This window comes from Azoarcus olearius, from assembly GCF_001682385.1.
In the GTDB taxonomy this organism is placed as follows: Bacteria; Pseudomonadota; Gammaproteobacteria; order Burkholderiales; family Rhodocyclaceae; genus Azoarcus; species Azoarcus olearius.
Genome location: NZ_CP016210.1, coordinates 4,394,173 through 4,420,021, shown reverse-complemented (window position 1 = coordinate 4,420,021; position 25,849 = coordinate 4,394,173). Strand labels below are relative to the sequence as shown.

Sequence of the window (25,849 nt, the reverse complement as noted above, 5' to 3'; positions counted from 1 at the left end):
TCAGGGTTTGGAGAATTTGTGGATCGCGGCGTTGATCTCGGCGATGGCGTTCTCGATTTCGTCGTCCGAGAGATCGAGGCCACCGGCCGGCGCCCGGCTGCGCTGGAAGGCGTCGAGCTGGGTGGTGAAGTTGTTCAGCGCCATGGTCTGGGTGGAGACGGAGTCGGCCGCGCCGGGCGCGAGGTCATCATGCCAGCGCATCGCCACCGCGGACAGGTTGTCGCAGCTGGCGCCGGCGGCGACCTCCGCGCGGGTCAGCAGGCGCGGCACCGCGGCCATCAGGTTCTCGTCAGCCAGGCCCAGCAGCAGGGCGTCGTCGTTGAGCGGTCCCCACAGGCCGTCGGTGCACAGCAGCAGGGCATCGCCGTCGTGCAGCGCGGTGCGGCGCGAGAACTCGATCTGCGGCGCGTGGTTGCCGCCCAAGCAGGAATAGATGCGGTTGCGCCCGGGATGGCGGGCCGCGCCCTCGGCGTCGAGCAGGCCTTGTTCGATCATCAACTGCACGCGCGAATGGTCGCGCGTCTGCGCCACCACCTGGCCCTGCCGCATCAGGTACAGCCGCGAGTCGCCCGCGTGCGCCCAGTACGCATAGCCTTCCTGCACCACGCAGGCGACCACGGTGGTGCGCGGGGCCTCCGGCAGGTGCTTGTCGAGCGCGTAGTCGAGGATGGCGTGGTGGGCGTTCATCAGTGCGCGCGACAGGAACAGGCCGGGGTCGGCCAGCAGCGGCTGCGCCTCGCGCTGGAAAGCCTGGGTGATGAACTGGACCGCCAGGTGCGCCGCCACTTCGCCGTGCAGGTGGCCGCCCATGCCGTCGGCGATCAGCATCAGCAGCGCGTCGCGCGAATAGCAGTAGGCGATGCGGTCCTGGTTGGTCTTGCGCCGGCCGATGCGGCTTTCCTGGTAGATGGTGAATCGCAAGTTGAACTCCGTCAGCCGCGGCCGATGAATGATTTGAGCCGTGCGCCCAGGTCGGTGAACCACGAGGCCGGCATCGGTTCGCCCGCCTCCTTCTGCATCAGTGCCTTCTGCAGCGTATAGACGCTCTGCGGTCGCGCCAGCGGATCCAGGCGCAGGCTCCATTCAATCAGTTCGAGCAGTTGTCCGGAATAGCGTCCTGCATGCGTTCTGGAAATCGGCATGATGGTGTCGTGTTTCAGGCGCTCGTCCGAACGCGGCGGCGCGGCGCCCACGATGCAGGCATAGATGCTGGCGCCGACGCTGTAGATGTCGCTCCACGGCCCCAGCGCCTCGCGCTGGCCGAGCTGTTCGGGCGAGGCGAAGCCGGGCGTGTACATCGGCTTGAGCATCGGCTGGTCGAGCGCCAGGGTCTGGCGCGCGGCGCCGAAGTCGAGCAGCACCGGGGTGCCGTCGGTGCGCAGGTAGATGTTGGACGGCTTGATGTCGAGGTGCAGCAGCTTGTGCGCATGCACCTCGCGCAGGCCGTTGAGCATGCGGGTGAACACGCCACGGATGAAGCGTTCGCCGACATCGCCGCGGTGCTTCTGGATGTAGTCGTGCAGCGTGCGGCCGCGTTCGAACTGCATCACCATGTACACCGTGTTGTTGGCGCGGAAGAAGTTGAGCACGCGCACGACGTTGGGATGCATCAGCTTGGCCAGCGAGCGGCCTTCCTCGAAGAAGCACTTCATGCCGTAGCGGAAGGCGGGCAGGTTCTCGTCGGGCACCAGCGGCTCGATCTGCCCTTCCTTGCGCAGCGCGAGCGAATTCGGCAGGTACTCCTTGATCGCCACCGCGGTGCCGTCGTCATCGTCGTAGGCCAGATAGACGATGGAGAAGCCGCCGAGGGAAAGCTGGCGTTCGATGCGGTAACGGTCGAGCTGGAAGCCGGCGGGAAGGGCGCAGTTTGCTTGAGGCGGCATCTGGTCGAGCGCTAAGATTCGGCTTTCCGCGGCATTTTCCTGTTGGGCCTGCAGTGTACTCGAACACGGCAGCTTCCCGGAGACCCCCATCCATGATCCATAGCATGACCGGTTTCGCGGTGCAGACCCGCGATCTTGGCCCCGTGAGCCTTCATCTCGAGCTGCGCAGCGTCAATTCCCGCTATCTGGACCTGTCCTTCCGCATCGTCGAGGACCTGCGCCAGGCGGAGCCGGCCATCCGCGAGCAGATCGCGGCCAAGCTGACGCGCGGCAAGGTCGAATGCCGTCTGAATCTGCACACCAACGATGCCGCCCCGCGCAGCCTCGCGCTCAACAACGCCCTGCTCGGCCAGCTGGCCGACGCCCAGGCCGCGGTGCGCCGCCAGTTCGCCGACGCCCAGCCGCTGTCGGTGGGCGAAGTGCTGCGCTGGCCCGGCATGCTCGCCGACGACAGCCTCGCGTTCGAGCAGATGCAGCCGGTGATCGCCGAACTGGCCAAGGCCGCGCTCGACGAACTGGTCGCCACCCGCCGCCGCGAAGGCGACAAACTCGCGGCGATGATCCGCGAACGCGTGGTGCGCATGCGCGAACTGGTCGCGATCGCCACCCCGCGCATGCCGGCCATCGTGGCCGAATACCAGGACAAGCTCACCGCCCGCCTGCGTGACGCAGTGGCTTCGCTCGACGAAGACCGCGTGCGCCAGGAAGTGGCGCTGTTCGCCCAGCGCATCGATGTCGCCGAGGAGCTGTCGCGCTTGGCCACCCACCTCGACGAAGTCGAGCGCATCCTCAAGGCCGGCGGCTCGGCCGGCAAGCGGCTGGATTTCCTGATGCAGGAACTCAACCGCGAGGCCAACACCCTCGCCTCCAAGTCCGCCGCCACCGACATCACCAACATCGCGATGGAACTGAAGGTGCTGATCGAGCAGATGCGCGAGCAGGTGCAGAACATCGAGTAAGGCGCAGCAGCGTTTTTTCCCGCGGCGGCGCCTTGCGCTGCCCGCTTTCCCCACGGGGTGCCGCGCGGCGCGCGCCGCCCCGCTTGCGATGTAGCCGGCATTTGACCGCGGCCGGTGCGCGGTGCTTGACTTCGAGCGCACTCGAACTTCTAGCATCGTTCCCATGGAATCCCATCTCAGTATCGACGAGGTCGCGCGCCGCACCGGCCTGTCCGCCCACACGCTGCGTTATTACGAGCGCATCGGCCTGATCGCGCCGGTGGCGCGGGCGCCGGGCGGGCAGCGGCGCTATGCCGCGGTTGATCTTGAATGGATCGGATTCCTGCTGCGACTGCGCGCCACCCGCATGCCCATCGGGCAGATGCAGGCGTTCGCGCGGCTGCGCAGCGAGGGGAACGCTACTGCCGGGGCCCGGCGCGCACTGCTCGAAGCGCATCTGGCCGAGGTGCTGGCCACCATCGAAGCGATGCAGCAGGCCGCCACGGCGCTGCAGGCCAAGATCGGCCATTACCGCGACATCGAGCGTTCCCTGCCGTCGTCCACCACCGATGAGAGGGAATCCCATGCCACAGGACCGCTACGCAACCGGCCTCGCGCGGCTGCGCGAGATCGACGGTGAAGCCGGCGAGCGCGTCGTCGCCAGCCTTGCCGACATCGCCCCCGACTTTGCCCGCTACCTGATCGAGTTTCCGTTCGGCGACATCTACTCGCGCCCCGGGCTGGACCTGCGCAGCCGCGAGATCGCGGTGGTCGCCGCGCTCACCGCGCTCGGCAATGCCGCGCCCCAGCTCAAAGTGCATATCCGCGGCGCGCTCAACGTCGGCGTCAGCCGCGACGAGATCGTCGAGACCATCATGCAGATGGCGGTGTATGCCGGCTTTCCGGCGGCGCTCAACGGTCTGTTCGCCGCGCGCGAGGTGTTTGGCGAGGATGCCGTAGCGGCGTCGTAAGGCGGCGCCCGCCGTTCAGTGGAAGTCGCGGCTGCGCGCAGCCAGCCCGCCCACCCAGGGGCTGAGGTCGACCAGGCGCTTGGCGAGCAGATGCACCACCTCGCCTTCGCGCTGCAGCTGGCCGAACACGCCGAGCAGGCGGGCGCCGAGCAGTTCGCGGCGCTGGCGCTCGGCGAGCCCGGCATAGACCACCACGTTGGCCGATCCGGTTTCGTCTTCCAGGGTGACGAAGATCACGCCCTGCGCGGTGCCGGGGCGCTGGCGGCCGGTCACGATGCCGGCGACGCGCACCAGCGCGCGGTCGGGCGTGCGTGCCAGCGCGGCGGCCTGAAGGAAGCGTCCGCGGGCGAGGCGCGCGCGCAGCAGTGCCAGCGGATGGCGGCCGAGGCTGAAGCCGGTGGCGGCGTAGTCGGCGAGCAGCTCCTCCGCCTCCTGCGGCGCCGCGAGTGCCACCGTGGCTTCGGGCGGCGGCGCGGCGTCGAAGAGGTCGCCCTGCAGGCAGACGCCGGCCACCTGCCAGGCGGCCTGGCGGCGGTGGCCGGCCAGCGCCTGCAGCGCGCCGGCGGCGGCGAGCAGGTCGAGTTCGCGGCGCTGCAGCGCAGCGCGGCGGGCGAGGTCGTTGGTGTCGGCGAAGGGCGCCGCCGCGCGTGCTTCGGCCACGCGCAGCGCGGCGGCCTCGGGAAAACCGGAGATTTCGCGCAGGCCCAGCCGCACCGCCGGCCGCCGGCCAGCGTCGGGGTCGGCGGGCAGGTCTTCCAGCGTCGCATCCCAGGCGCTGGCGGTGACGTCCACCGGCCGCACTTCCACGCCGTGGCGGCGGGCGTCCTGCAGCAGCTGGGCGGGCGCGTAGAAGCCCATCGGCTGGCTGTTGAGCAGGCCGCACAGGAAGGCCTCCGGCTCGTGGCGCTTGAGCCAGGCCGAGGCGTAGGCGAGCAGCGCGAAGCTGGCGGCGTGGGATTCCGGGAAGCCGTATTCGCCGAAGCCTTCGATCTGGCGGCACAGCGCGTCGGCGAAGTCGCTGTCGTGGCCGCGTGCCTTCATGCCGTCGCGCAGCTTCTGCTTGAAGCGCTCGATATGGCCTTTCTGCCGCCACGACGCCATCGCCCGCCGCAGCTGGTCGGCCTCGCCGGGGGTGAAGCCGGCGGCGACCTCGGCCAGCTTCATCACCTGTTCCTGGAAGATCGGCACCCCCAGCGTGCGCTCCAGCACCGCGCGCACGTCGGCGGGCAGACGGGCGAGGGTGCGCGCGCTGGCGGCGGGGTCGGCGCGGTTGGTGAGGTAGGGGTGGACCATGTCGCCCTGGATCGGCCCGGGGCGGACGATCGCCACCTGCACCACCAGGTCGTAGAACTGGCGCGGCCGCAGCCGCGGCAGCATTGCCATCTGCGCGCGCGATTCGACCTGGAACACGCCCACCGAGTCGGCCGCGCACAGCATGTCGAAGGTGGCGGCGTCCTTGGGCGGGATGTGGGGGAGCGCGAAGGGCGCACCGCGGCGCCGGCCGACCAGCTCCAGGCTGCGGCGGATCACCGACAGCATGCCGAGCGCGAGCACATCCACCTTGAGCAGGCCGAGCGCTTCGAGATCCTCCTTGTCCCACTGGATCACCGAACGCTCGGGCATTGCCGCGTTCTCGATCGGCACCAGGCGGCCGAGCGGGCCGCGCGAGATGACGAAGCCGCCGACGTGCTGCGACAGGTGGCGCGGAAAACCGATCAGCATGCCGGTGAGGTCCAGCCATTTCGCCACCCGCGGGCTGGCGGGGTCGAGGCCGAGTTCGATGAGCCGCGCCGGCAGCTGGTCGCGCTTGTCCCACCACGCCAGCGAGCGCGCGAGCGCGTCGATCTGGGGCTGGCCGAAGCCGAGCGCGCGGCCGGCGTCGCGCAGCGCGCCGCGGGTGCGGTAGCGGATCACGGTGGCGGCGAGCGCGGCGCGGTCGCGGCCGTACTTGCCGTAGATGTACTGGATGACGGTTTCGCGCCGGTCGTGCTCGAAATCGACGTCGATATCGGGCGGTTCGTCGCGCTCGCGCGAGATGAAGCGGCCGAACAGCAGGGAGGCTCGCGCCGGGTCCACCTCGGTGATGCCGAGCGCGTAGCACACGATGGAGTTGGCCGCGGAGCCGCGGCCCTGGCACAGGATGCCCTTGGCGCGGGCGAAGCAGACGATGTCGTAGACGGTGAGAAAGAAGGGCTCGTAGCCCAGTTCGATGATCAGCGCGAGCTCCTGCTCGACGTTGTCCGCGATCGCCGGCGGCACGCCTTGCGGATAGCGCCGCGCCAGTCCGGCCTGGGTTTCGCGGCGCAGGTAGCTGGCCGGGGTTTCGCCGGCGGGGACGATCTCCTGCGGGTACTCGTAGCGCAGGGAGTCGAGCTGGAAGTCGCACGCCAGGGCGAGGCGGGCGGCGGCTTCGAGCAGTTCGGCCGGGTACAGCCGCGCCAGCCGCAGCGGATGGCGCAGGTGGCGTTCGCCGTTGGGATGGAGCGCGGTGCCGGCCTCGAACACCGTGGTGCCGAGGCGGATCGCGGTGAGCGTGTCCTGCAGCGGGCGGCGGCCGCGCAGGTGCATGTGCACATCGCCGGCCGCCAGCCGCGGCAGCCCCGCCGCGGCGGCGAGTTCGGCGGTGCGCCCGAGCCACGCGGCATCGTCGGCGCCGCTGTGCAGTTCCACCGCCAGCCAGCCGCGTTCGCCGAAGCGGCGGGCGAACCAGTGCGCGTCCTCGGCGGTGGACGCGGCATCGGGCAGCCACAGCGCGTAGCAGTCGGGTACCGCGCCGGCGGGCGAGATCGCGTCGAGGTCGGCGCGCACCAGGCGGTAGCTGCCCTTCTCGCTGCGCTGGCGGGCGAGGGTGATCAGCGCCGAGAGGTTGCCGTAGCCGGCCCGGTTCTTCGCCAGCAGTACCAGCTTGAGGCCGCAGGCGAGGCGGAACTCGGCGCCGAAGACGAGGCGGAACTGTTCGGCGCGCTCGGCGAGCAGGCGGTCTTGCGCGCTGGCCTCGGGAGCGTCGGCGGCGGCGCGCAGGTCGCGGCGCAGTTCGGCGAGGCCGGTATCGGCGCGCACCGCGCCCGCCAGCGAACATTCGTCGGTGATCGCCAGGCCCTGGTAGCCGAGCGCCCAGGCGCGCGCCACCAGCTCTTCCGGGTGCGAGGCGCCGCGCAGGAAGCTGTAGTTCGACAGGCAGTGGAGTTCGGCGTAGGGCGGGGTGGCCATGGCGGTGCTCAGGCGAAATGGCCGTGCAGCCACCAGCCGCGGTCGTCGCGGAACACCCACAGCCAGGCGCCGCGGCGACTGAGCGCGACGAAGTAGTCGCGGCGCAGGTCGCCGTGGCCTTCGCCGCCGTCCCACCAGCCGCTTTCGATGCGCTCGGCGCGGGTCAAGAGGCGCAGCGGGCCGTCGTGCTGGGGGCGGCCGCGCCGTTCGGCAAGCGCGCGCGGCGCCGGCAGCAGCCACAGCGGCCGCGGTGGGGCGCCACGCGGCGGGGCGCTGGCCGGCAGCGGCCAGTCGGGGCTGCGGGTGGCGCACTCGGGACGGTGCTCGCCCACTACCGCCAGGGCATGCACCGCTGTCTGGCCGAGGCGGGCGCGCAGGCGTTCCACCACCGGGGCGATCGCCGCGCCCCCGGCCTCGCCGAACAGGCCGGCGCTGTGGCCGGGCAGGGGCAGGGGCGTCTCGGCCAGCAACTGCAATTCGACCACCGGGGCGGCCAGCGTCGTGCGGTCCAGTCGTTCGCGCAGCACCCGCAGCAGCCGCCCGGCATCGCGGGTGGCGGTGGCAAAGCCGAGGACGAGGCGGGTCGGGGGCGCGTCTTCGTGGATCAGCACCAGCAGGTATTCCTGCACCCCGGCGGCGCGGGCCGCCAGCCAGCCCGCCAGTGCCATCGCCAGGCGGCGGGCGGCGAACAGCAGCATGGCGGCGTGATCCACCCGTGCCGGCAGTTCGAGCCGAGTGGCGAAACGCTGCGGAAAGGCAAAAGGCGGGCGCGGATCGGGAACGGTGCCGAGTGCGCGTTCGAGCTGCAGTGTCAGCTGCGGGCCGAAACGGCGCGCCAGCGTGGCCGGCGGCAGCGCCAGCAAGTGGCCGAGGTGGCGCAAGCCCAGCGTGTCCAGGCGCCGCTGGTCGGCGGGCGGCAGGCGCAGCACCTCCACCGGCAGCGGGGCGAGCAGGGCGTGCAGTCCGTCGACGGTGGCAGCCTGTGCGGCGTCCGCGGCGGCAGGCGGGCCGGCGTGCGGCATCGCTGCTGCGGGGGCGATGCCCGCGCGCGCCAGCCACTGCGCGCCCAGCACGCTGGGCGCCAGGCCACATTGCAGCGTGAAGCCCTGTGCCTCGCCTTCCTCCCGCACTTGTCCGAGCAGCGCTGCGAGCCCGCCGAAAAGGCGCAGGCAACCCTGGATTTCGAGTACCAGCTCATCCTCGCCGGCCACGCTCAACTGCGGGCTGAAGCGCCCCGCCCAGCACGCCAGTGCTTCCAGTGCCGCGGCTTCGCGGGCGGGATCGCGCGCGTGCAGGGTCAGCCCGGGGGCGAGGCCGAGTGCGCTCGATACCCGCAGGCCGGGCTGGATGCCGGCGGCCTCGGCGGCGCCATCCCCCACCACGATGCGCTGGTGGGCAACCGCCGCGGCCGGGGAGGGGGCGTCGAACACCTCCACCGCCAGACGGGGAAAACGCAGCGCAAGCCACAGCATGGCGTCGTGCTTCGGCTCACGCCGCCACCGCAGCGTGGGGCGGCCGGCGGCCGGCGGCCGCGGGGGCAAGGTGCGGCGGCGCGGGAGACGGGGTGGGTTCCGCCGCGGGGGCTGCCCCGGCCACCGGCGCGGCTGGCGCCAGCCTGTCCCAGTGGAGCGGGCGCGGCACCGCCAGCCGCAGGGGCGCCGCCAGGGGCGGCCCGCGGCGTTTGAGCACCTCCACCGCCAGTCCGCCTTCGGCGGCGGCAAGTGCCAGACGCAAGGGCGCGGGTGAAGCGCTGGCGGCGACGGTGTGGGGGCGGAACACGAAGGCGAGACTGCGGCGGCCGTGGGCGGCAAGTTGCAGGCGGCGCAGGCCGCGGGCATCGCTGTCGGGCAGCCAGGCGAGCAGCGCCGCGAGGGCGCCGCTGGCAAGCAGTTGCTCGCAGGCCCAAGCGGCATCCGTCGCGCCGGCTTCGACCACCAGCAGGCGGTCGAGCGGCACCCCGGCCGCCAGCCAGGCGGGTGCATGCGGGCGCCATGGCGGCGCGACCAGGACCACCCAGCCCGCTTCCGGATCGAGCGCCGCCAACGCGGGCAGCAGCAGGGACAGCTCGCCGATGCCCGCTTCGCGGCTCAGCAGTTCGGTGAGTTCGCCACAGGGCCAGCCGCCGCCCGGCAGCACCGCGTCGAGCGCCGCATGGCCGCTGGCCCGCACCGGCGCGGCGGCCCGGGACAGCTGTCCCCCACGCCACACATCGGGGCGTTGCAGGAGGTCGGCGACGGCGGAAGCAGGGACGGCCATGGGCGCGGCGGGTCGGAAAAAAGGGATGTGATTGACTGTAAGTTTATACAGTCAACAATCTCCGTTTCAAGCTGCCGAGGTCCACGGCGCTACGCGTTTCCGCCCAGCGCGATGCTTCCGCCATCCCGATGATGTAGAACGAATTTGCGCCGCATGGCTGCGTTTTGTCGCAATCCGGCGTAACTTTTCGCAGCGCTGCGGGTCGATCCCGGCAAACCCCGGGCGTTGCGATGGCGCCGCGGTGTTGCCGTGCCCCGCCCCTTCCGTCCTCAAGGAGCTTCCGATGCGCATGAAAGCGTCTGCCTCGATCGTGCTCGCGGTCGATCTGCAAAGCCGCCTGCTGCCCGTCATCGACGGCGGCGACGCGGTGCTCGGCCACGCTGTGTGGATGGTGGAACTGGCGCGCAGCCTGGGTGTGCCGGTGCTGGCCACCGAACAGTATCCGCAAGGCCTGGGCCCCACGGTGCCGGCGCTGCGCGCGCGCCTGGGCGATGCCCCGGTGCTCGAAAAGATCCACTTCTCCGCGCTGGCGGACGACAGCTGGCGGCAGCAGCCGGAAACCGCGCGGCCGCAGTGGATCGTGATCGGCACCGAAGCCCACGTGTGCGTGCAGCAGACGGTGTTCGACCTGCTGGCGGCCGGGCGCGAGGTGTTCATCGTCGAAGAGGCGGTGGGTTCGCGCACGCCGCGCGACAAGGCGCTGGCGCTGGAGCGCATGCGCCAGCACGGCGCCGAGATCGTCAGCCGCGAGATGGTCGCGTTCGAGTGGCTGGAGCGTGCGGACGATCCGCGTTTCCGCGAGGTGCTCAAGCGCTTCATCCGCTAGCTGGCACGGACGATCTCCGCCGCCTGGTGCGAAAGTGTCAGCGGCGCTGCCGTGAAAGGCGCGCCGGGCGCTACAATCGCAGCTTCTCCAGCTTGCTCCCGGCTCCCGCGCTGCACGCATCGCCTGCACCGCGGGTCGCGGCGTCCGTGGTGGGCGGCAGGCGGAACCAGACGACATCAAGGATCGCCCGATGCCCGGAACCCTCTTCATCGTCACCGCGCCGTCGGGCGCCGGCAAGACCACGCTGGTGCGCGGCCTGCTCGATCGCGACCCCCAGGTGCAGCTGTCGATCTCCTATACCACCCGCGCGCCGCGGCCCGGCGAGCAGGACGGGCGCGAGTATCACTTCGTCGATGTGCCCACCTTCCGCGCGCTGCGCGACCGCGGCGAGTTCCTGGAATGGGCCGAGGTGCATGGAAACTATTACGGAACCTCGCGGGTCTGGCTGAAAGAGCAGCTCGCCGCGGGGCGCGACACCCTGCTCGAAATCGACTGGCAGGGCGCGCAGCAAGTGCGCAAGGTCTTCCCCGACGCGGTGGGCGTGTTCGTGCTGCCGCCCTCACTGGAAGAGCTGGAAAACCGCCTGCGCGGCCGCGGTACCGACAGCGATGACGTCATCAGCCGCCGCCTGCTGGGCGCGCGGGGCGAGATGCGGCATGTCGGCGAATTCGATTATGTTATTATTAACAACGAGTTGCATGAAGCGCTGGACGATCTGGTTGCGGTCGTGCGCGCCGCGCGGCTACGCTACGCCAACCAGCATCTGCGCCATCTGCAGTATTTTGCGTTTCTCGAACAGGACTAACCATGGCCCGCATCACCGTTGAAGACTGCCTGAAAAGAATCCCGAACCGCTTCCAGCTCACGCTGGCGGCCACCTATCGCGCGCGCCAGCTCACCGCCGGCGGCACGCCGCAGATCGAACTCGACCCGCATGACAAGGACAAGCCCACCGTGATCGCACTCCGCGAAGTGGCTGCCGGCAAGGTCGGGCTCGAGATGCTCAACCGCGGTCAGGCCTGATTCCGCGCGGGGGAAACGTGCGATGGACAGTGCCGCCGTATCCGCTCCCCCGCTGCCTGCCGCCCCCCAGGCCGAAGTCTGGCCCGACTTCGCCACGCTGCGCGACAAGCTCGCCAGCTACCTGAAGGCCGATGATCTCGGCCGCATCGACGCCGCCTACCACTTTGCCGCCGCCGCCCATGAAGGGCAGTTCCGCATCAGCGGCGAACCCTACATCTCGCACCCGGTCGCGGTCGCGTCCATCGTCGCCGACTGGAATCTCGATGCCCAGGCGCTGATCGCCGCGCTCCTCCACGACGTGATGGAGGACACCCACATCTCCAAGGCGGAGATCGCCGAGCGCTTCGGCAAGACCGCCGCCGAGCTGGTGGATGGGCTCTCCAAGCTCGACAAGATCGAGTTCCGCTCGCAGGAAGAAGCCCAGGCCGAGAACTTCCGCAAGATGCTGCTGGCGATGGCGAGCGACCTGCGGGTGATCCTGGTCAAGCTCGCCGACCGCCTGCACAACATGCGCACGCTCGACTACATGCGCCCCGCCAAGCGGCGCCGCATCGCGGTCGAGACGCTCGAGATCTACGCCCCCATCGCCAACCGGCTGGGGCTCAACAACCTTTACCGCGAGCTGCAGGAACTCTCCTTCCAGCATCGCTACCCGCTGCGCTACCGCGTGCTCGCCAAGGCCATCAAGGCGGCGCGCGGCAACCGCCGCGAGGTGGTCGGCAAGGTGCTGGCCAACATCGAGGAGCGCCTGCCGCAGTGGGGCATCGCCGCCGACGTGCAGGGGCGCGAGAAGCACCTCTACGGCATCTACCGCAAGATGGTCGAAAAGCACCTGTCCTTCTCGCAGGTGCTGGACATCTACGGCTTTCGCGTCATCGTGCGCGACGTGCAGTCCTGTTACCTCGCGCTCGGCGCGCTGCACTCGATGTACAAGCCGGTGCCGGGCAAGTTCAAGGACTACCTGGCCATCCCCAAGGCCAACGGCTACCAGTCGCTGCACACCACGCTGATTGGCCCCTTCGGCACTCCGGTGGAAGTGCAGATCCGCACCCGCGAGATGCACCACATCGCCGAAACCGGCGTGGCCTCGCACTGGCTGTACAAGGAAGACGAGAAGACGCTGACCGAGCTGCAGCAGAAGACCCACTCCTGGCTGCAGTCGTTGCTCGAACTCCAATCCACCTCGGGCGAGGCCACCGAGTTCCTCGAACACGTCAAGATCGACCTCTTCCCCGGGGAGGTCTATGTGTTCTCGCCCAAGGGCAAGATCTTCTCCATGCCCAAGGGCTCCACGCCGGTCGATTTCGCCTATGCCGTGCATACCGACATCGGCAACCGCTGCGTGGCCTGCCGCATCAACGGCGACCTGATGCCGCTGCGCTCCGAGCTGCGCAACGGCGATCAGGTCGAGATCATCACCGCGGCGCACGCCAACCCGAATCCGGCCTGGCTGTCCTATGTGCGCACCGGCAAGGCGCGCGCGCAGATCCGCCACTTCCTCAAGAGCGCGCAGCAGGAAGAATCGGTCGCGCTCGGCGAGCGCCTGCTCAACCAGGCCCTGCGCCCGCACGGGCTCACGCTGGGGCAGATCTCCACCTTCGCGTGGGACCGTTTCCTGCGCGACCGCGGCGTGCGCAGCAAGAAGGAGATCTTCTCCGACATCGGCCTCGGCAAGCGCCTGCCGGTCATCGTCGCGCGTCGCCTGTCGCAGGCGCAGGATCAGGAATCCGGCCGCCCCGACGTGATCAAGCCGAAGCCCGCCGGCGCCATCATGATCCGCGGCAGCGAGGGCATCGCGGTGCAGCTCGCGCGCTGCTGCCATCCGATCCCGGGCGACCCCATCATCGGCACCATCCGCAAGGGCCAGGGGCTGGAAGTGCACCTGCACGATTGTCCGGTGGTGGCCAAGCTGCGCGGCGACCGCGGCCGCTGGGTGGACGTGGAATGGGAGCCGGGCGACGACCGCATGTTCGACGTCACGATCCGCGTGCTCACCAAGAACGCCCGTGGCGTGCTCGCCAAGGTCGCCAGCGTGATCTCCGAGGAAGAGTGCAACATCCAGAACGTCAGCATGGACAACGAGCAGGGCGCCTACATCGCGCTCAGCTTCACGCTGCAGGTGCGTGACCGCATGCACCTCGCGCGCGTCATGCGCGGCGTGCGCCGGGTGCAGGAAGTCGTGCGCATCGGCCGGGTCAAGGGCGACGGCCGCGTCGGCTGAGCCCCGGCGGCGCTCGCGTGCGCCGTTTCGCGCCCCGCAGCCGCGGCGCTTGCGCCCGCTGCTGGTAGAATCGCCGGGTTTTCGAGGGAGAATCCGACATGGCGATGTACGAATCCGAGCACACCAAATTCATGCGCGAATGGATGGCCAAGCATCCGGAGCAGGCTGCCGAACAGAAGAAGGGCCGCGCGCTGTGGTGGGACAAGCCGCAAGACCTGAACGTGCAGGCCGACAACAGCGCTTCGCGCGTGCCGGTCAAGCCCTACTACTACGACATCAACAATCACTGAGCGGGCCCGGCGACGCTGCGCGCCGTTCCCCCTGTCGCCGGCGGTCGGGTGCGTGCAACGCCCGCCCGCCGGTTTTCCATCCGAGGCCGGCACCGCCCGGTCTCCGCTTCTGACCGTCCCACGATGACCGACCCTGCGTACAGCGCCAGCCCGCTGCAGACTGACCCGCAGCTGCGGCGCTATTTCGCCACCGAGGCCGAGCGCCGCCACACCACCCGCGCGCTGTTCGACCGCGCCGCCGCCGGCTACGACCGCGCCGAACGCATCACCGCCTTCGGCACCGGGCCGTGGTATCGCCGCTACGCCCTGCAGCGCAGCGGCCTCGCTGCCGGCATGACGGTGCTCGACGTCGCCGCCGGCACCGGCCTGGTCGCGCGCGAGGCGCACAGCATCGTCGGCCCGGCCGGACGTCTGGTGGCGCTCGATCCGTCCCCCGGCATGCTGGAGGAGTTGCGCAAGAAGCTCGACGTGCAGACCCTCGAGGCCTACGCCGAATCCATTCCGCTGGACGACGGCGAAGTCGATTTCGTGTCGATGGGCTACGCGCTGCGCCACGTCGCCGACCTCGACCAGGCCTTCGGCGAATACCTGCGCGTGCTGCGCCCCGGCGGCACCGCCTGCATCATGGAGATCACCCGCCCGCGCAGCCTGTTCGGCCGCCTCGCGCTGCGCTGCTATATCCGCGCGGTGGTGCCGGTGCTCGCCCGCCTCGCGCGCTGCACGCCCGACGTGACCATGCTGTGGGAATACTACTGGGACACCATCCAGGCCTCGGTGGAACCCGAGCGGGTGATGGAGGCGATGCGCGCCGCCGGGTTCGAGGACGTGCGCTGCATGCTGACGATGGGCGTGTTCCGCGAATACATCGGACGCAAGCCGGCGGCCTGACGATGTCGCTGCCGGCGCGCTACGTCCTGGTCGATCTCGAAACCACCGGCGCGCATCCGCTGCGCGACCGCATCACCGAGATCGCCATCCTGCGCATCGAGCGCGGCCAGCTCGTGCAGCGCTGGGAAAGCCTGATCAACCCCGGAGTGCCGATTCCGCCCACCATCCAGGGTGTCACCGGCATCGACGACACCATGGTCGCCGGGGCGCCCGACTTCGCCGCGGTGGCCGACACCGTGGCGGCGCTGCTCGATGACTGCGTGTTCGTCGCCCACAACGCGCGCTTCGACTACGGCTTCCTGAAGACCGCGTATGCCGCACTCGGGCGCGAGTTCGACGCCCCGGTGCTGTGCACCGTCAAGCTGTCGCGCGCGCTTTATCCCGACCACCACCGCCACGGCCTCGACGCGATCATCGAACGCCACGGCCTCGCGTGCGGCGCCCGCCACCGCGCGATGGGCGATACCGAGGTGCTGTGGCAGTTCGCCCGCGTGGTCGAGCAGGCTTTTCCCGCGGCCACGCTGGCGCGCGCGGTGGAACGGGCGATGAAGGCCCCGGCGCGCCCGCCCGACCTGCCCGAAGGCGCGATCGAAGGGCTGCCCGAGGCGCCCGGCGTGTATCTGTATTTCGCCAGTCCCGAGGCGATGCCCGGTGAAGGCCGCGAGCGGCCGCTCTACATCGGGCGCGCCGGCAGCCTGCGCGGGCGCGTCATGGAGCAGTTTGCCGCGGCGGCGCGTGGCGGCAAGGAGGCCGATTTCATCCGCCGCGTGCAGCGCGTGGAATGGGTGGAGACCGCCGGCGAACTGGGCGCGCAGCTGCTCGAGGCGGAACTGCTGCGCAGCCACCGCCCGCCGCACAACCGCCAGCCCGAACGCGGCGTGGACGCCTTCGCGCTGCGCCACATCTCCAACCGCAAGCGGCCGCCCATCCTCGAGCGGGTCACGGTGGCGGACACCGATCCCGCCACGTGGGATGCGCTGTACGGCTGCTTCCGCAGCCCGCGCGAAGCGGACAACCTGCTGCGCGAGTTCGCGTTGCTGTACCAGCTCTGCCCGCGCCGGCTCGGGTTGGAACACGGCGGCGCCGGCCCGTGCTCGGCCCACCTCGCGCGCCGCTGCGCCGGCGTGTGCGCGGGCCGCGAAACCTTCGCCGCGCACGACGCCCGCCTGCTCGGGGCGCTCGGCGCGACCGGGCTCAAGCCGTGGCCGTGGGCCGGACCGGCCGCGGTCGTCGAGGCCGCCGCGCACCGCCCGCCCGCCTTCCATGTCTTCGACCGCTGGTGTTATCTCGGCAGCACCGAGGACGAAAGCGAGCTGCCGGTGCTGGCCGCGCAGCCGCGCCGGTTCGATCTCGACCTCCAGCGCTTGCTGGCGCGCTGGTTCGCCACGCCCGGCAAGCTGGAACAGGTGCGCCCGCTGCCGCGCTGAGGCGGCGGCAGCCGCCAGCGCCTGCAGGTGCCCACCCCGGGTACTCCATTGACTATTTCTTTAGTAGTAATCTTGGTGGTCGCGCGATAATGCCGCTGGCGCTGCTCCCGGCAGTGTTCCGGCGTGCATTTCTTCCTTTTTGCCACCGATGTTGCCGGTAGAATCGCCCTACGCCGGCCAGCCGCCGGAGCAGGCCGACGGTCGCGGGGATGCGTCGCCGGAATAAAACAAAGGACGTAGCCGCCGGATGGGAATCGATCTGCACAAGTGGGGCATACGCGCCAAGCTCATCCTGCTCTTCGTCATCATCAAGGTGGTGCCGCTGATCCTGCTCGCGCTGCTCGCCTGGGAAGGCGTGACCCACCTCGGCAGCGGGCTGGCCGAGCGCACCGCGACGCTGGCCGACGAAGTGCGCAACACCGTCGCGCAGATGGGCAAGACCTTCACCACCGAGTCGGTGAAGGCGCTGGACGACCGGGCGCGCGAGGAGATCGAGCGCCTGACCACCGACACCGCGCGCGCGGTGGCCGACTTCCTGTACGACCGCGACCGCGACGTGCTGCTCGCCGCCGCCCTCGAACCGACCGAGGCGCAGTACCGGCGCTTCATCGACAACCGCACGCGCAACATCGTCGAAGCCGGTGAGTGGGTGCTGGCCGCCGACGGCAAGGGCTGGGCGCCGAAGCAGAGCCCTGTTCCCGACACCCAGGGCGTGGTCGCCAGCAATGCCGAGAACCGCCAGGACTTCCACTACCGCCCGCCGGAAACGGTGCGGCGCACGGTGCCGCTGCCGCTTTATCACGAGATCACCTTCGTCGGCCTCGACGGCCGCGAGCGGCTCAAGATCTCGCGCACCGGGCTGCTGCCGCGCGAACTGCGCGATGTCTCCGACAAGGCCAACACCTGGTGCAAGGCCGAGACCTACTTTGACGAGCTGAAAAAGCTCAAGCCGGGCGAGATCTACGTGTCGGACGTGATCGGCCCCTACGTGCCGTCGCGCGTGATCGGCCCGTTCACGCCGGAAAAGGCGGCCAAGCTCGGCATCCCGTTCGCCCCCGCGGCCGAGGCCTACGCCGGGCGGGAGAATCCGCAGGGCAAGCGCTTCCAGGGCATCGTGCGCTGGGCGACGCCGGTGGCGCGCGACGGCAAGGTCATCGGCTACGTCACGCTCGCGCTCGATCACACCCATGTGATGAGCTTCACCGACAACCTGATGCCGACGGCCGAGCGCTACACGCCGATTCCCGACGCTGCCAACGGCAACTACGCCTTCATCTGGGATTACCTCGACCGCAACATCGCCCACCCGCGCCACCATTCCATCGTCGGCTTCGATCCGCAAACCGGCGAGCACGCCACGCCCTGGCTGGAGGACGGCCTCCACGCCGCCTGGCAGGCGAGCGGGCAGCCGCTGCGCACCTATCTCGCAAGCATTCCGCCCTTCGACCACCAGACGCGCGACAAGAAGCCCGCGGCGGCGCTGACGCGTGCAGGCAATGTCGCGCTGGAATGCCGCTACCTCAACTTCGCGCCGCAGTGCCAGGGCTGGCATGACCTCACCGAATACGGCGGTTCCGGCTCCTTCCTGATCCTGTGGAGCGGGGTGTGGAAGCTCACCACCGCCGCGGCCATCCCCTATCACACCGGCCAGTACGGGCGCACGCCGCGCGGTTTCGGCTACGTGACCATCGGCGCCAACGTGGACGACTTCCACGAGCCGGCGCGCACCACGGCGCGCCTGATGGAAGACAAGGTGGCCGAGTTCGGCGAGCGGATGAAGGAGCAGCAGGCCGGGCTGCAGAGCCTGATCGACCATTCGATGAGCCGCACCGCCTTCGGCCTCACCTTCTCCACGCTGATCATGGTGTTCTTCGTGGTCGCGGTGGCGATCTGGCTGGCGTCGATGCTGACCCGCCGCATCACCGACCTCATCGGCGGGCTCAACCGCATCGAGGCGGGCGACTTCGGCTTCCGCTTCCGCAGCGAGTCGAAGGACGAACTCGGCCGCCTCAGCGATTCGCTCAACAACATGGCGGACAGCGTCAGCGAATCCTTCCAGCGGCTGGAAGACGCCCGCCGTCAGGCCGAGGACAACAGCCGCATGAAGAGCGACTTCGTCGCCAGCATGTCGCACGAGCTGCGCACCCCGCTGAACGGCATTCTCGGCTTTGCCGAGCTGATCCGCGACGACGCCCCCAACGATGAAGTGCGCGACCATGCCGACACCATCTACCAGAGCGGCGAACACCTGCTGTCGCTGGTCAACGACGTGCTCGACATCGCCAAGATCGAGGCTGGGCACATGAGCCTTGAGTCGGTCGCGTTCGACCTGCCGGCGCTGCTGCAGCAGGTGGCCAACCTGCACGGCACGATGGCGCAGCAGAAGGGGCTGGCGTTCGCCACCGAGTTCGCGCCCGGGCTGCCGGCGACGCTGGCCGGCGATCCCACGCGGCTGCGCCAGGTGATCAACAACCTGCTGAACAACGCGATCAAGTTCACCCCGGCGGGCGAGGTGAAGCTGCTTGCCCGCACGGAAGCGGACCGGCTGATCGTCGGCGTGCGCGACACCGGCCCCGGCATCGCTGCCGAGATGCAGCCGGTGATCTTCGATCGCTTCCGCCAGGCGTCCACCTTCATCACCCGCGAGCACGGCGGTACCGGCCTCGGGCTCGCGCTGGTGCGCGAGGTGGTGGCGCTGATGGGTGGGGCGGTGCGGCTGGAGTCGGCGCCGGGCGAGGGCGCCTACTTCGAATTCTGGATTCCGCTCGTCAGTCCGGCAGCGCCGACTGAAGGGCGCTCATCGTGATCGGCTTGATCATGATGCTGTCGAACCCGGCGCTGAGAATGCGCTCCTTCTCGAACTCCATCGCATGCGCCGTGTAAGCGACGATTCTCAGCCCCGCGAAGCGGCGGTCGGCGCGGATGCGCCGGCACACCTCTTCGCCGTCCATGCCCGGCATGCTGATGTCGAGCAGCACGCCGTCGAAGCCGCCTGCGCTCAACCGTTCGAGCGCGGCTGCGCCGTTGTCCACCTCTTCGGCCTGCCAGCCGCGCTTCTTCAGCATGGCGAGGGCGAGTTTGCGGTTGACGGGCACGTCGTCAACGACCAGGACCTTTTTCATCGGCAGCGGCAAGCGGGGGGAATTCGAGCGCCCCTTATACACCAGAAGGTGGGCCCGCAGAAGCTGCGCCCCCGCACGCGCGCGGAGGCCAGGCCATGAACGCGCTCGCAAGGCTGTGGCCGGGCAAGTTGCGCGCGCGCCTGTTGCTGGCGCTGATCCCGATGGTCGCGCTGTCGATCGGCGGGCTCGGCTACCTCCTCACGCTCGGCAGCGAGCAGTCCATCCTCGCCGAGAAGCGCGAGCGCCTGCTGGGCGTCACCCGGCTGCTGTCGGCGCGCCTGGAGGCCGACGGCGGCTACGCCGCGCTGCTCGCGCGTTCCCCCACGCCCGCGCAGGACCGCGCCGCGCGCATCGGCGTGCTCAACGCGGCGCTGGCCGGCTATACCGACGAGGTCGCCGCCGCGTTTCCCGGCACCGGCGTGGGCTATTACCACCGCGAACTGGACGCCATCCTCACCTACGGCCCCAGCGCCAAGTTCGGCGACAAGGTCGGGGTGTCGGTGGCGGCGGACCATCCGGGGCGGCGCGTGATGCATCTCGGGACCGCGGCGGTGGAGCGCGGCCTGCTGGTGCGCGGCCGCATCCTCAACGCGATGACGCCGGTGCGTCAGGGCGAGGAGGTCGTCGGCTACATCTGGGCCAACCAGCTGATCGACGACATCGACGCCGAAATCAGCCAGATGCGCACCATGGTGTCGGCCTTCACCGCGCTCGCGGTGCTGGTGGCGACGCTGCTGGTGGTGCTGCTCGCCACGCGGCTGACGCGCGACGTCGGCACCATCACCGCGGGCGTGCGCCGCATCGAGCAGGACCTGGGGGAGCGCCTCCCCGCGATGACCGGCGAGACCGGCGCGATCGCCCACGTGGTGAACACGCTCGCGGCCTCGCTCGAGGCGGCGCGCAGGACCGAACGCGAGCGCGCGGCCAGCGCGCTGCAACGTAGCGAAGGCATCCTGCGGGCCGCGATCGACGCGATCGACGAAGCCTTCATCATCTGCGACGAGCAGGACCGCCTGCTGTTGTGCAACGACCGCTACCGCGAACTCTTCGCGCTCACCGCCGATCTGCTGGTGCCCGGCACCCCGTTCGAGCGCATCCTGCGCGCCAGCGTGGCGCGCGGGCAGTTTCCGGAGGCGGTGGGCCGCGAACAAGCGTGGCTGGCCGATGCGATGGCGCGCCACCAGGCCGGCACCGAGGCGCGCGAAACCTGCATTGCGTCGGGGCGCTGGCTGCGGGTGGTCGATCGCCGCACGCCTGCCGGCCACATCGTCGGCTTCCGTGTCGACGTCACCGACCTGCACGAGGCGCGCGCCGCCGCCGAGGCCGCCAACCAGGCCAAGAGCCTGTTCGTCGCCAACATGAGCCACGAGATCCGCACGCCGATGAACGGCGTGCTCGGCATGACCGAGCTGCTGCTGACCACCGAGCTTGACGACGAGCAGCGCGACTTCGCCGAGACCGCCCGCCACAGCGCGCAGGCCCTGCTCGGCATCCTCAACGACATCCTCGACTTCTCGAAGATCGACGCCGGCAAGCTCGACATCGAAACCATCGACTTCGACCTGCATGGCGTGCTCAACGAAATCAGCAGCCTGCTCGCGCTGCGCGCCGAGGAGAAGGGCATCGAATTCATCTGCCGCGTGGAGCCCTCGCTCCCCGCGCGGCTGCGCGGCGATCCGGGCCGGCTGCGGCAGGTCTTGCTCAACCTGGTCGGCAATGCGATCAAGTTCACCGACCACGGCGAAGTCGTGGTGAGCGTGGGCGTCGAGGACCGCGGCGAACCACTGCGCGTGCGTTTCGAGATCCGCGACAGCGGCATCGGCATTCCGGCCGAAACCCTGCCCGCGCTGTTTTCGCCCTTCACCCAGGCCGAGGGCTCGACCAGCCGCCGCTTCGGCGGCACCGGGCTGGGGCTGTCGATCAGCAAGCGCCTGGTCGAGCTGATGGGGGGCGAGATCGGCGTCCGCAGCCAGCCGGGCGTGGGCTCGACCTTCTGGCTGGCGCTGCCGTTCGCGCGCCAGCCGGGTGGCGAACATCTGCCGCCGGCCTCCGACCTGGCCGGCCGCCGCCTGCTGGTGGTGGACGACAACGCCAGCAGCCGCGAACAGCTCGGCCTGCTGCTCGGCGCGTGGGGCTGCGAGCTGCTGGAGGCCGCCGACGGCGATGCCGCGCTGGCACTGCTCGCAGGCGAGGCGGAGACGGGCGCGACGATCGACGGCGCGATCCTCGACCTGCGCATGCCGGGCATGGATGGCGAAGCGCTCGGCCGACGGATCAAGGCCGATCCCGCGTTGGCCCACCTGCCGCTGCTGCTGCTGACCCCGGTCGCGATGCGCCCCGACGCCGAGCGCCTGCGCGCCGGCGGCTTTGCCGCCTATCTGGCGAAGCCGGTCCGCGCCGACCTGCTCGAACGCGCGCTGCGCACCCTGCTGCGCCAGGGCGGGCAGCCGCTGCGGATGCCCACCGCCCCGCTCATGGGAGGCGAGCGTCCGCGCCACGGCCGCATCCTGCTGGCCGAGGACAACGCCACCAATCAGAAGATCGCCCGCACGATGCTGGAACGCCAGGGTCACCGGGTGCACGTGGCCGGTGACGGCGCCGCGGCGCTGGCCGCGCTGGTGCAGGGCGATTACGACCTCGTCCTGATGGACTGCCGCATGCCCGAGGTGGACGGCTTTGCCGCGACCCGGGCGATCCGCGATGGCCTGGGCGGCGCCCGCCATGCCGCCATCCCCATCGTCGCGATGACGGCCGACGCGATGGAAGGCGACCGCGAGCGGGTGCTGGCGGCGGGCATGGACGACTACCTGACCAAGCCGATCGACGCCGCGCGGCTGGAGGCGACGGTGCGGCACTGGCTCAGCGTACCGGCGGATCCGTCGCCGCCGGACCTGCCCGCCGGACCGCCCGCCGCGCGAGGGCGCGCCTTCGATGCCGACCTCGCCCTCGACCAGATGGCCGGCGACCTTGACATCGCGCGCGAAATCCTGCCCGAGGCGGTCGCCGCGCTGTTCGGCGAAACCGCAAGCCTGCGGCTGGCGGTGGAGGCGGCGGACGGCGAAACCTGCGTGCGCGCAGCCCACACCGCCAAGGGCCTGGCCGGCACGGTCTGCAGCGCGGAGGCGGTGGACGCCGCGTTGGCGATCGAACTGGCGGCGCGCGCCGGCGACTTCGCCACCGTGACGCAGCTGCTGCCCGGCTGGACCCATCTGCTGGAAGTGCTGGCCGCCGATGTGGATCGCTGGCTGGCGGAAAGCCGGCCGGCGGCTGGCGAACCCAGCCTGGGCTGACGCCCGCCGCGGCGCCCCGCCGCCGGCATTGAACCGACCCTCGCCCCCGCCGCGGTCCGCGCCCGATACCGCGCTGTTTTTGCGCGTATTGAGAGCGATTCCTATCTTGACGTTCATCAATGACGCGGGGTCGGCGCCGCACGGAAGATATCCCCATTCGCTTCCTGGGGAATTTCCGTGGTTTCCGTATCGATGGCGCGCAGGGGCTTCCTGCGTGGCCGTACCCCGCCCGGCGCCTCGCCGCTGCGTCCGCCCTGGGCGGTCGCCGAAGAGGACTTCCTGCGCCAGTGCACCCGCTGCGACGCCTGCGTCGCGGCCTGCCCCACGCAGGTGGTGGTGCGCGGCGGCGGCGGATACCCCGAGATCGACTTCGCCCGCAGCGAGTGCAGCTTCTGCACCCGCTGCGTCACCGCTTGCGCGCCGCGCGCGCTGCAGCGTGACGACGGACGGACGCCCTGGACCCCGACCCTGACCCTGGGCGCCGGCTGCATCGCGCAGCACGGCGTGGAGTGCCGGGTGTGCGGCGAGGCCTGCGGTGCCGGCGCGATCCGCTTCCGGCCGCGCGCCGGCGGCGTAGCGCTGCCCGAGGTGGAGGCGGCGCGCTGCACCGGCTGCGGCGCCTGCGTCGCGCCCTGCCCGGTGCGGGCGATTTCCCTGCAGATGAACACGATGGCGGTGATGGAGGAAGGCGCATGAGGATCGCGAGCCTGGTGGTGCGGGCCAAGCCCGAGCACTTCGCGGAACTGAACGAGACCCTGGGCGAGATCCCGGGGGTGGAAGTGCATGGCGCCTCGGCCGAGAACGGCCGCATGGTCCTCTGCATCGAGGATGGCGAGGGCTACTCGATCACCGATTCGATATTGGCGGTGAGCCTGGCCGAGCATGTGCTCGGCGCCACGCTCGCTTACGAATACACCGACGAAGGTCTGGAATTACTGGAGGCGTGAGATGAGCATGGATCGACGCGATTTCATCAAGGCCAATGCGGTTGCCGCCGCGGCGGCGAGCGCCGGCATCGGCATCCCGGTGGTGGCGCAGGCGCAGCCCAACGGCGCCAACACCAAGGTGCGCTGGGACAAGGCGGCGTGCCGCTTCTGCGGCGTCGGCTGCTCGGTGCTGGTGGGCGTGCAGAACGGCCGCGTGGTGGCGACCCAGGGCGATCCGGACGCGCCGGTCAACCGCGGGCTGAACTGCATCAAGGGCTATTTCCTGTCCAAGATCATGTACGGCGAGGACCGCCTGACCAAGCCGCTGCTGCGGATGAAGAACGGCAAGTACGACAAGAACGGCGAGTTCACGCCGATCTCGTGGGACCAGGCCTTCGACATCATGGCCGAGAAGTGGAAGGCCGCGCTGAAGGAACAGGGCCCGGATTCGATCTGCATGTTCGGCTCCGGCCAGTGGACGATCTGGGAAGGCTACGCCGCCTCCAAGCTGTGGAAGGCGGGCTTCCGCACCAACAACATCGACCCCAACGCCCGTCACTGCATGGCCTCCGCGGTGACCGGCTTCATGCGCACCTTCGGCATCGACGAGCCGATGGGCTGCTACGACGACATCGAGAACGCCGACGCCTTCGTGCTGTGGGGTTCGAACATGGCGGAGATGCACCCGATCCTGTGGACCCGCATCACCGACCGCCGCCTGTCGCGCGAGGGCTGCGAGGTGCATGTGCTGTCCACCTTCGAGCACCGCTCCTTCGAGCTGTCCGACAACGGCATGATCTTCACGCCGCAGACCGACCTCGCGATCCTCAACTACATCTGCAACTACATCATCCAGACCAAGCGGGTGAACACCGCGTTCGTCAATGCGAACGTCAAGTTCAAGGCCGGTGAAACCGACATCGGCTTCGGCCTGCGCCCCACCCACGCACTGGAGCAGAAGGCCACCAGCAACGGCTACCCCGGCGCCGACGGCAAGCCCAAGGGCGACGTCAACGCCGCGAAGGACATCAGCTTCGAGGAATTCGCCAAGTTCGTCTCCGACTACACGCTGGAGAAGACCGCCAAGCTCACCGGCGTGCCCGCCGAGCGCCTGAAGCGGCTGGCCGAGGTCTATGCGGACCCGAACAAGAAGGTGATGTCGTTCTGGACCATGGGCTTCAACCAGCACACCCGCGGCACTTGGGTGAACAACATGATCTACAACGTCCACCTGCTGGTGGGCAAGATCAGCGAACCCGGCAACAGCCCGTTCTCGCTCACCGGCCAGCCGTCTGCCTGCGGCACCGCGCGCGAGGTCGGCACCTTCGCCCACCGCCTGCCCGCGGACATGGTGGTCGCCAACCCGATGCACCGCGCCATCGCCGAGGAGATCTGGAAGCTGCCGGAAGGCACCATTCCGGCCAAGATCGGCCTGCACGCCGTGGCGCAGAGCCGCGCGCTGAAGGACGGCAAGCTCAAGTGCTACTGGACCAGCACCACCAACAACATGCAGGCCGGTCCCAACGTCAACGAGGAAATCTACCCCGGCTGGCGCAACCCGAATGCCTTCGTCGTGGTGTCCGACGTCTATCCGACGGTGTCGGCGCTGTCGGCCGACCTGATCCTGCCCTCGGCGATGTGGACCGAGAAGGAAGGCGCCTTCGGCAACGCCGAACGCCGCACCCAGTTCTGGCGCCAGCAGGTCACCGCCCCGGGCGAGGCCAAGAGCGACCTGTGGCAGTACATCGAGTTTTCCAAGCGCTTCAAGGTCGAGGAAGTGTGGCCGGCTGACCTCATCGCGAAGAAGCCGGAGGTCAAGGGCAAGACCCTGTTCGACGTGCTGTTCGCCAACGGCACGGTCAACAAGTTCCCGCTCTCCGACGTCGAGAAGGCCAACGCGCATGCGATTCCGGGCTACATGAACCTCGAATCGAAGGCGTTGGGCTTCTACCTGCAGAAGGGCCTGTTCGAGGAATACGCCCAGTTCGGCCGCGGCCATGGCCACGACCTCGCCGACTTCGACGTCTATCACAAGGCGCGCGGCCTGCGCTGGCCGGTGGTTGAGGGCAAGGAAACCCTGTGGCGCTTCCGCGAAGGCTACGACCCCTACGTGAAGCAGGGCGAGGGCGTGAAGTTCTACGGCCACAAGGACGGCAAGGCGGTGGTGTTCGCGCTGCCTTACCAGGATCCCCCGGAGATGCCGGACAAGGAGTTCGACATGTGGCTGTGCACCGGCCGCGTGCTGGAGCACTGGCACACCGGCTCGATGACCCGCCGCGTGCCCGAACTGCACCGCGCGGTGCCGGAAGCGCTGGTCTTCATGCATCCCGAGGACGCCACCCAGCGCGGCCTGCAGCGCGGCATGGTGGTGAAGATCGCCTCGCGCCGCGGCGAAGTCGTCGCCCGGCTGGAGACGCGCGGTCGCAACAAGCCGCCGAAGGGGCTGATCTTCGTCCCCTTCTTCGACGAAGGCCGGCTGGTGAACAAGCTGACGCTGGACGCCACCTGCCCGATCTCGAAGGAAACCGACTTCAAGAAGTGCGCGGTGAAGGTGATGAAGGCGTAAGGGCCAGCCCTC

General features: G+C 69.9%; 21 protein-coding genes. 15 read left to right on the top strand and 6 right to left on the bottom strand.

What is annotated here, in order from left to right; genetic code table 11:
• Positions 1–921, bottom strand: a complete 921-nt coding sequence (locus dqs_RS20210; protein ID WP_011767684.1) for a PP2C family protein-serine/threonine phosphatase — start codon at positions 919–921, stop codon at positions 1–3.
• An 11-nt stretch (positions 922–932) separates the two neighbouring features.
• Positions 933–1,883, bottom strand: coding sequence for a serine/threonine protein kinase (locus tag dqs_RS20205; protein ID WP_041642910.1), 951 nt, complete (start codon positions 1,881–1,883; stop codon positions 933–935).
• A gap of 92 nt (positions 1,884–1,975) precedes the next feature.
• Between dqs_RS20205 and dqs_RS20200 the strand changes: the two genes are divergently transcribed.
• The 3 genes from dqs_RS20200 (at position 1,976) to dqs_RS20190 (ending at position 3,792) form a co-directional block, all read left to right on the top strand.
• A complete protein-coding gene (locus tag dqs_RS20200) occupies positions 1,976–2,842 on the top strand; it encodes a YicC/YloC family endoribonuclease (RefSeq protein ID WP_011767682.1) in 867 nt (288 codons plus the stop codon).
• Positions 2,843–3,005: 163 nt separating this feature from the next.
• Positions 3,006–3,461 carry a MerR family transcriptional regulator gene (locus tag dqs_RS20195; RefSeq protein ID WP_065341561.1) on the top strand — a complete coding sequence of 152 codons (456 nt, stop codon included), beginning with the start codon at positions 3,006–3,008 and terminating at the stop codon, positions 3,459–3,461.
• A complete protein-coding gene (locus dqs_RS20190) occupies positions 3,406–3,792 on the top strand; it encodes a carboxymuconolactone decarboxylase family protein (protein ID WP_011767680.1) in 387 nt (128 codons plus the stop codon). The genes dqs_RS20195 and dqs_RS20190 overlap by 56 nt, the downstream gene beginning before the upstream one ends.
• A 15-nt stretch (positions 3,793–3,807) precedes the next feature.
• On the opposite strand, the gene dqs_RS20185 is transcribed toward dqs_RS20190, so the two are convergent.
• From dqs_RS20185 to imuA, 3 genes are read right to left on the bottom strand one after another with little or no spacing between them, the layout of a single operon-like run.
• The gene (locus tag dqs_RS20185) at positions 3,808–7,002 is read right to left on the bottom strand and encodes an error-prone DNA polymerase (RefSeq protein ID WP_065341560.1); all 3,195 of its coding nucleotides are present in this window, start codon (positions 7,000–7,002) and stop codon (positions 3,808–3,810) included.
• Between the two features lie 8 nt (positions 7,003–7,010).
• Positions 7,011–8,474: a Y-family DNA polymerase gene (locus tag dqs_RS20180; protein WP_065341804.1), complete on the bottom strand. Its 1,464-nt coding sequence runs from the start codon at positions 8,472–8,474 to the stop codon at positions 7,011–7,013.
• Positions 8,475–8,490: 16 nt separating this feature from the next.
• Positions 8,491–9,258, bottom strand: coding sequence for a translesion DNA synthesis-associated protein ImuA (gene imuA, locus dqs_RS20175; RefSeq protein ID WP_011767677.1), 768 nt, complete (start codon positions 9,256–9,258; stop codon positions 8,491–8,493).
• A 289-nt stretch (positions 9,259–9,547) separates the two neighbouring features.
• Here imuA and dqs_RS20170 point away from each other — a divergent pair, with 289 nt between their 5' ends.
• From dqs_RS20170 to dqs_RS20135, 8 genes are all read left to right on the top strand, one after another.
• Entirely contained in the window at positions 9,548–10,084 is a 537-nt protein-coding gene (locus tag dqs_RS20170; RefSeq protein WP_232502204.1) for a hydrolase, read from the top strand.
• A 190-nt stretch (positions 10,085–10,274) separates the two neighbouring features.
• A complete protein-coding gene (gene gmk / locus dqs_RS20165; protein ID WP_011767675.1) occupies positions 10,275–10,889 on the top strand; it encodes a guanylate kinase in 615 nt (204 codons plus the stop codon).
• Between the two features lie 2 nt (positions 10,890–10,891).
• Positions 10,892–11,107 (top strand): DNA-directed RNA polymerase subunit omega, encoded by a 216-nt coding sequence (gene rpoZ, locus dqs_RS20160; RefSeq protein WP_011767674.1) that lies wholly within the window; start codon positions 10,892–10,894, stop codon positions 11,105–11,107.
• A gap of 22 nt (positions 11,108–11,129) precedes the next feature.
• The gene (locus dqs_RS20155; protein ID WP_011767673.1) at positions 11,130–13,328 is read left to right on the top strand and encodes a RelA/SpoT family protein; all 2,199 of its coding nucleotides are present in this window, start codon (positions 11,130–11,132) and stop codon (positions 13,326–13,328) included.
• Between the two features lie 98 nt (positions 13,329–13,426).
• Positions 13,427–13,618, top strand: coding sequence for a DUF3460 family protein (locus dqs_RS20150; protein WP_011767672.1), 192 nt, complete (start codon positions 13,427–13,429; stop codon positions 13,616–13,618).
• A gap of 123 nt (positions 13,619–13,741) precedes the next feature.
• Positions 13,742–14,506, top strand: coding sequence for a class I SAM-dependent methyltransferase (locus dqs_RS20145; RefSeq protein ID WP_065341559.1), 765 nt, complete (start codon positions 13,742–13,744; stop codon positions 14,504–14,506).
• 2 nt (positions 14,507–14,508) lie between these two features.
• Positions 14,509–15,933 carry an exonuclease domain-containing protein gene (locus tag dqs_RS20140; RefSeq protein WP_065341558.1) on the top strand — a complete coding sequence of 475 codons (1,425 nt, stop codon included), beginning with the start codon at positions 14,509–14,511 and terminating at the stop codon, positions 15,931–15,933.
• A gap of 247 nt (positions 15,934–16,180) precedes the next feature.
• The gene (locus tag dqs_RS20135; protein ID WP_065341557.1) at positions 16,181–18,739 is read left to right on the top strand and encodes a sensor histidine kinase; all 2,559 of its coding nucleotides are present in this window, start codon (positions 16,181–16,183) and stop codon (positions 18,737–18,739) included.
• Here the strand turns inward: dqs_RS20135 and dqs_RS20130 are convergent.
• Positions 18,702–19,067 (bottom strand): response regulator, encoded by a 366-nt coding sequence (locus dqs_RS20130; protein ID WP_236778713.1) that lies wholly within the window; start codon positions 19,065–19,067, stop codon positions 18,702–18,704. The two genes, dqs_RS20135 and dqs_RS20130, sit on opposite strands and share 38 nt — an antisense overlap.
• Before the next feature lie 83 nt (positions 19,068–19,150).
• Between dqs_RS20130 and dqs_RS20125 the strand changes: the two genes are divergently transcribed.
• From dqs_RS20125 to napA, 4 genes are all read left to right on the top strand, one after another.
• Positions 19,151–22,345 (top strand): response regulator, encoded by a 3,195-nt coding sequence (locus dqs_RS20125; RefSeq protein WP_065341555.1) that lies wholly within the window; start codon positions 19,151–19,153, stop codon positions 22,343–22,345.
• A gap of 192 nt (positions 22,346–22,537) precedes the next feature.
• On the top strand, positions 22,538–23,041 hold the full coding sequence (napF, locus tag dqs_RS20120) for a ferredoxin-type protein NapF (RefSeq protein WP_065341554.1): 504 nt from the start codon (positions 22,538–22,540) through the stop codon (positions 23,039–23,041).
• Complete coding sequence (locus dqs_RS20115; protein ID WP_011767665.1) at positions 23,038–23,292, top strand: chaperone NapD; 255 nt, start codon at positions 23,038–23,040, stop codon at positions 23,290–23,292. Before napF ends, dqs_RS20115 begins: the two co-directional genes overlap by 4 nt.
• A gap of 1 nt (position 23,293) precedes the next feature.
• The gene (napA, locus tag dqs_RS20110) at positions 23,294–25,837 is read left to right on the top strand and encodes a nitrate reductase catalytic subunit NapA (protein WP_065341553.1); all 2,544 of its coding nucleotides are present in this window, start codon (positions 23,294–23,296) and stop codon (positions 25,835–25,837) included.
• The last annotated feature ends 12 nt before the right edge of the window (positions 25,838–25,849 follow it).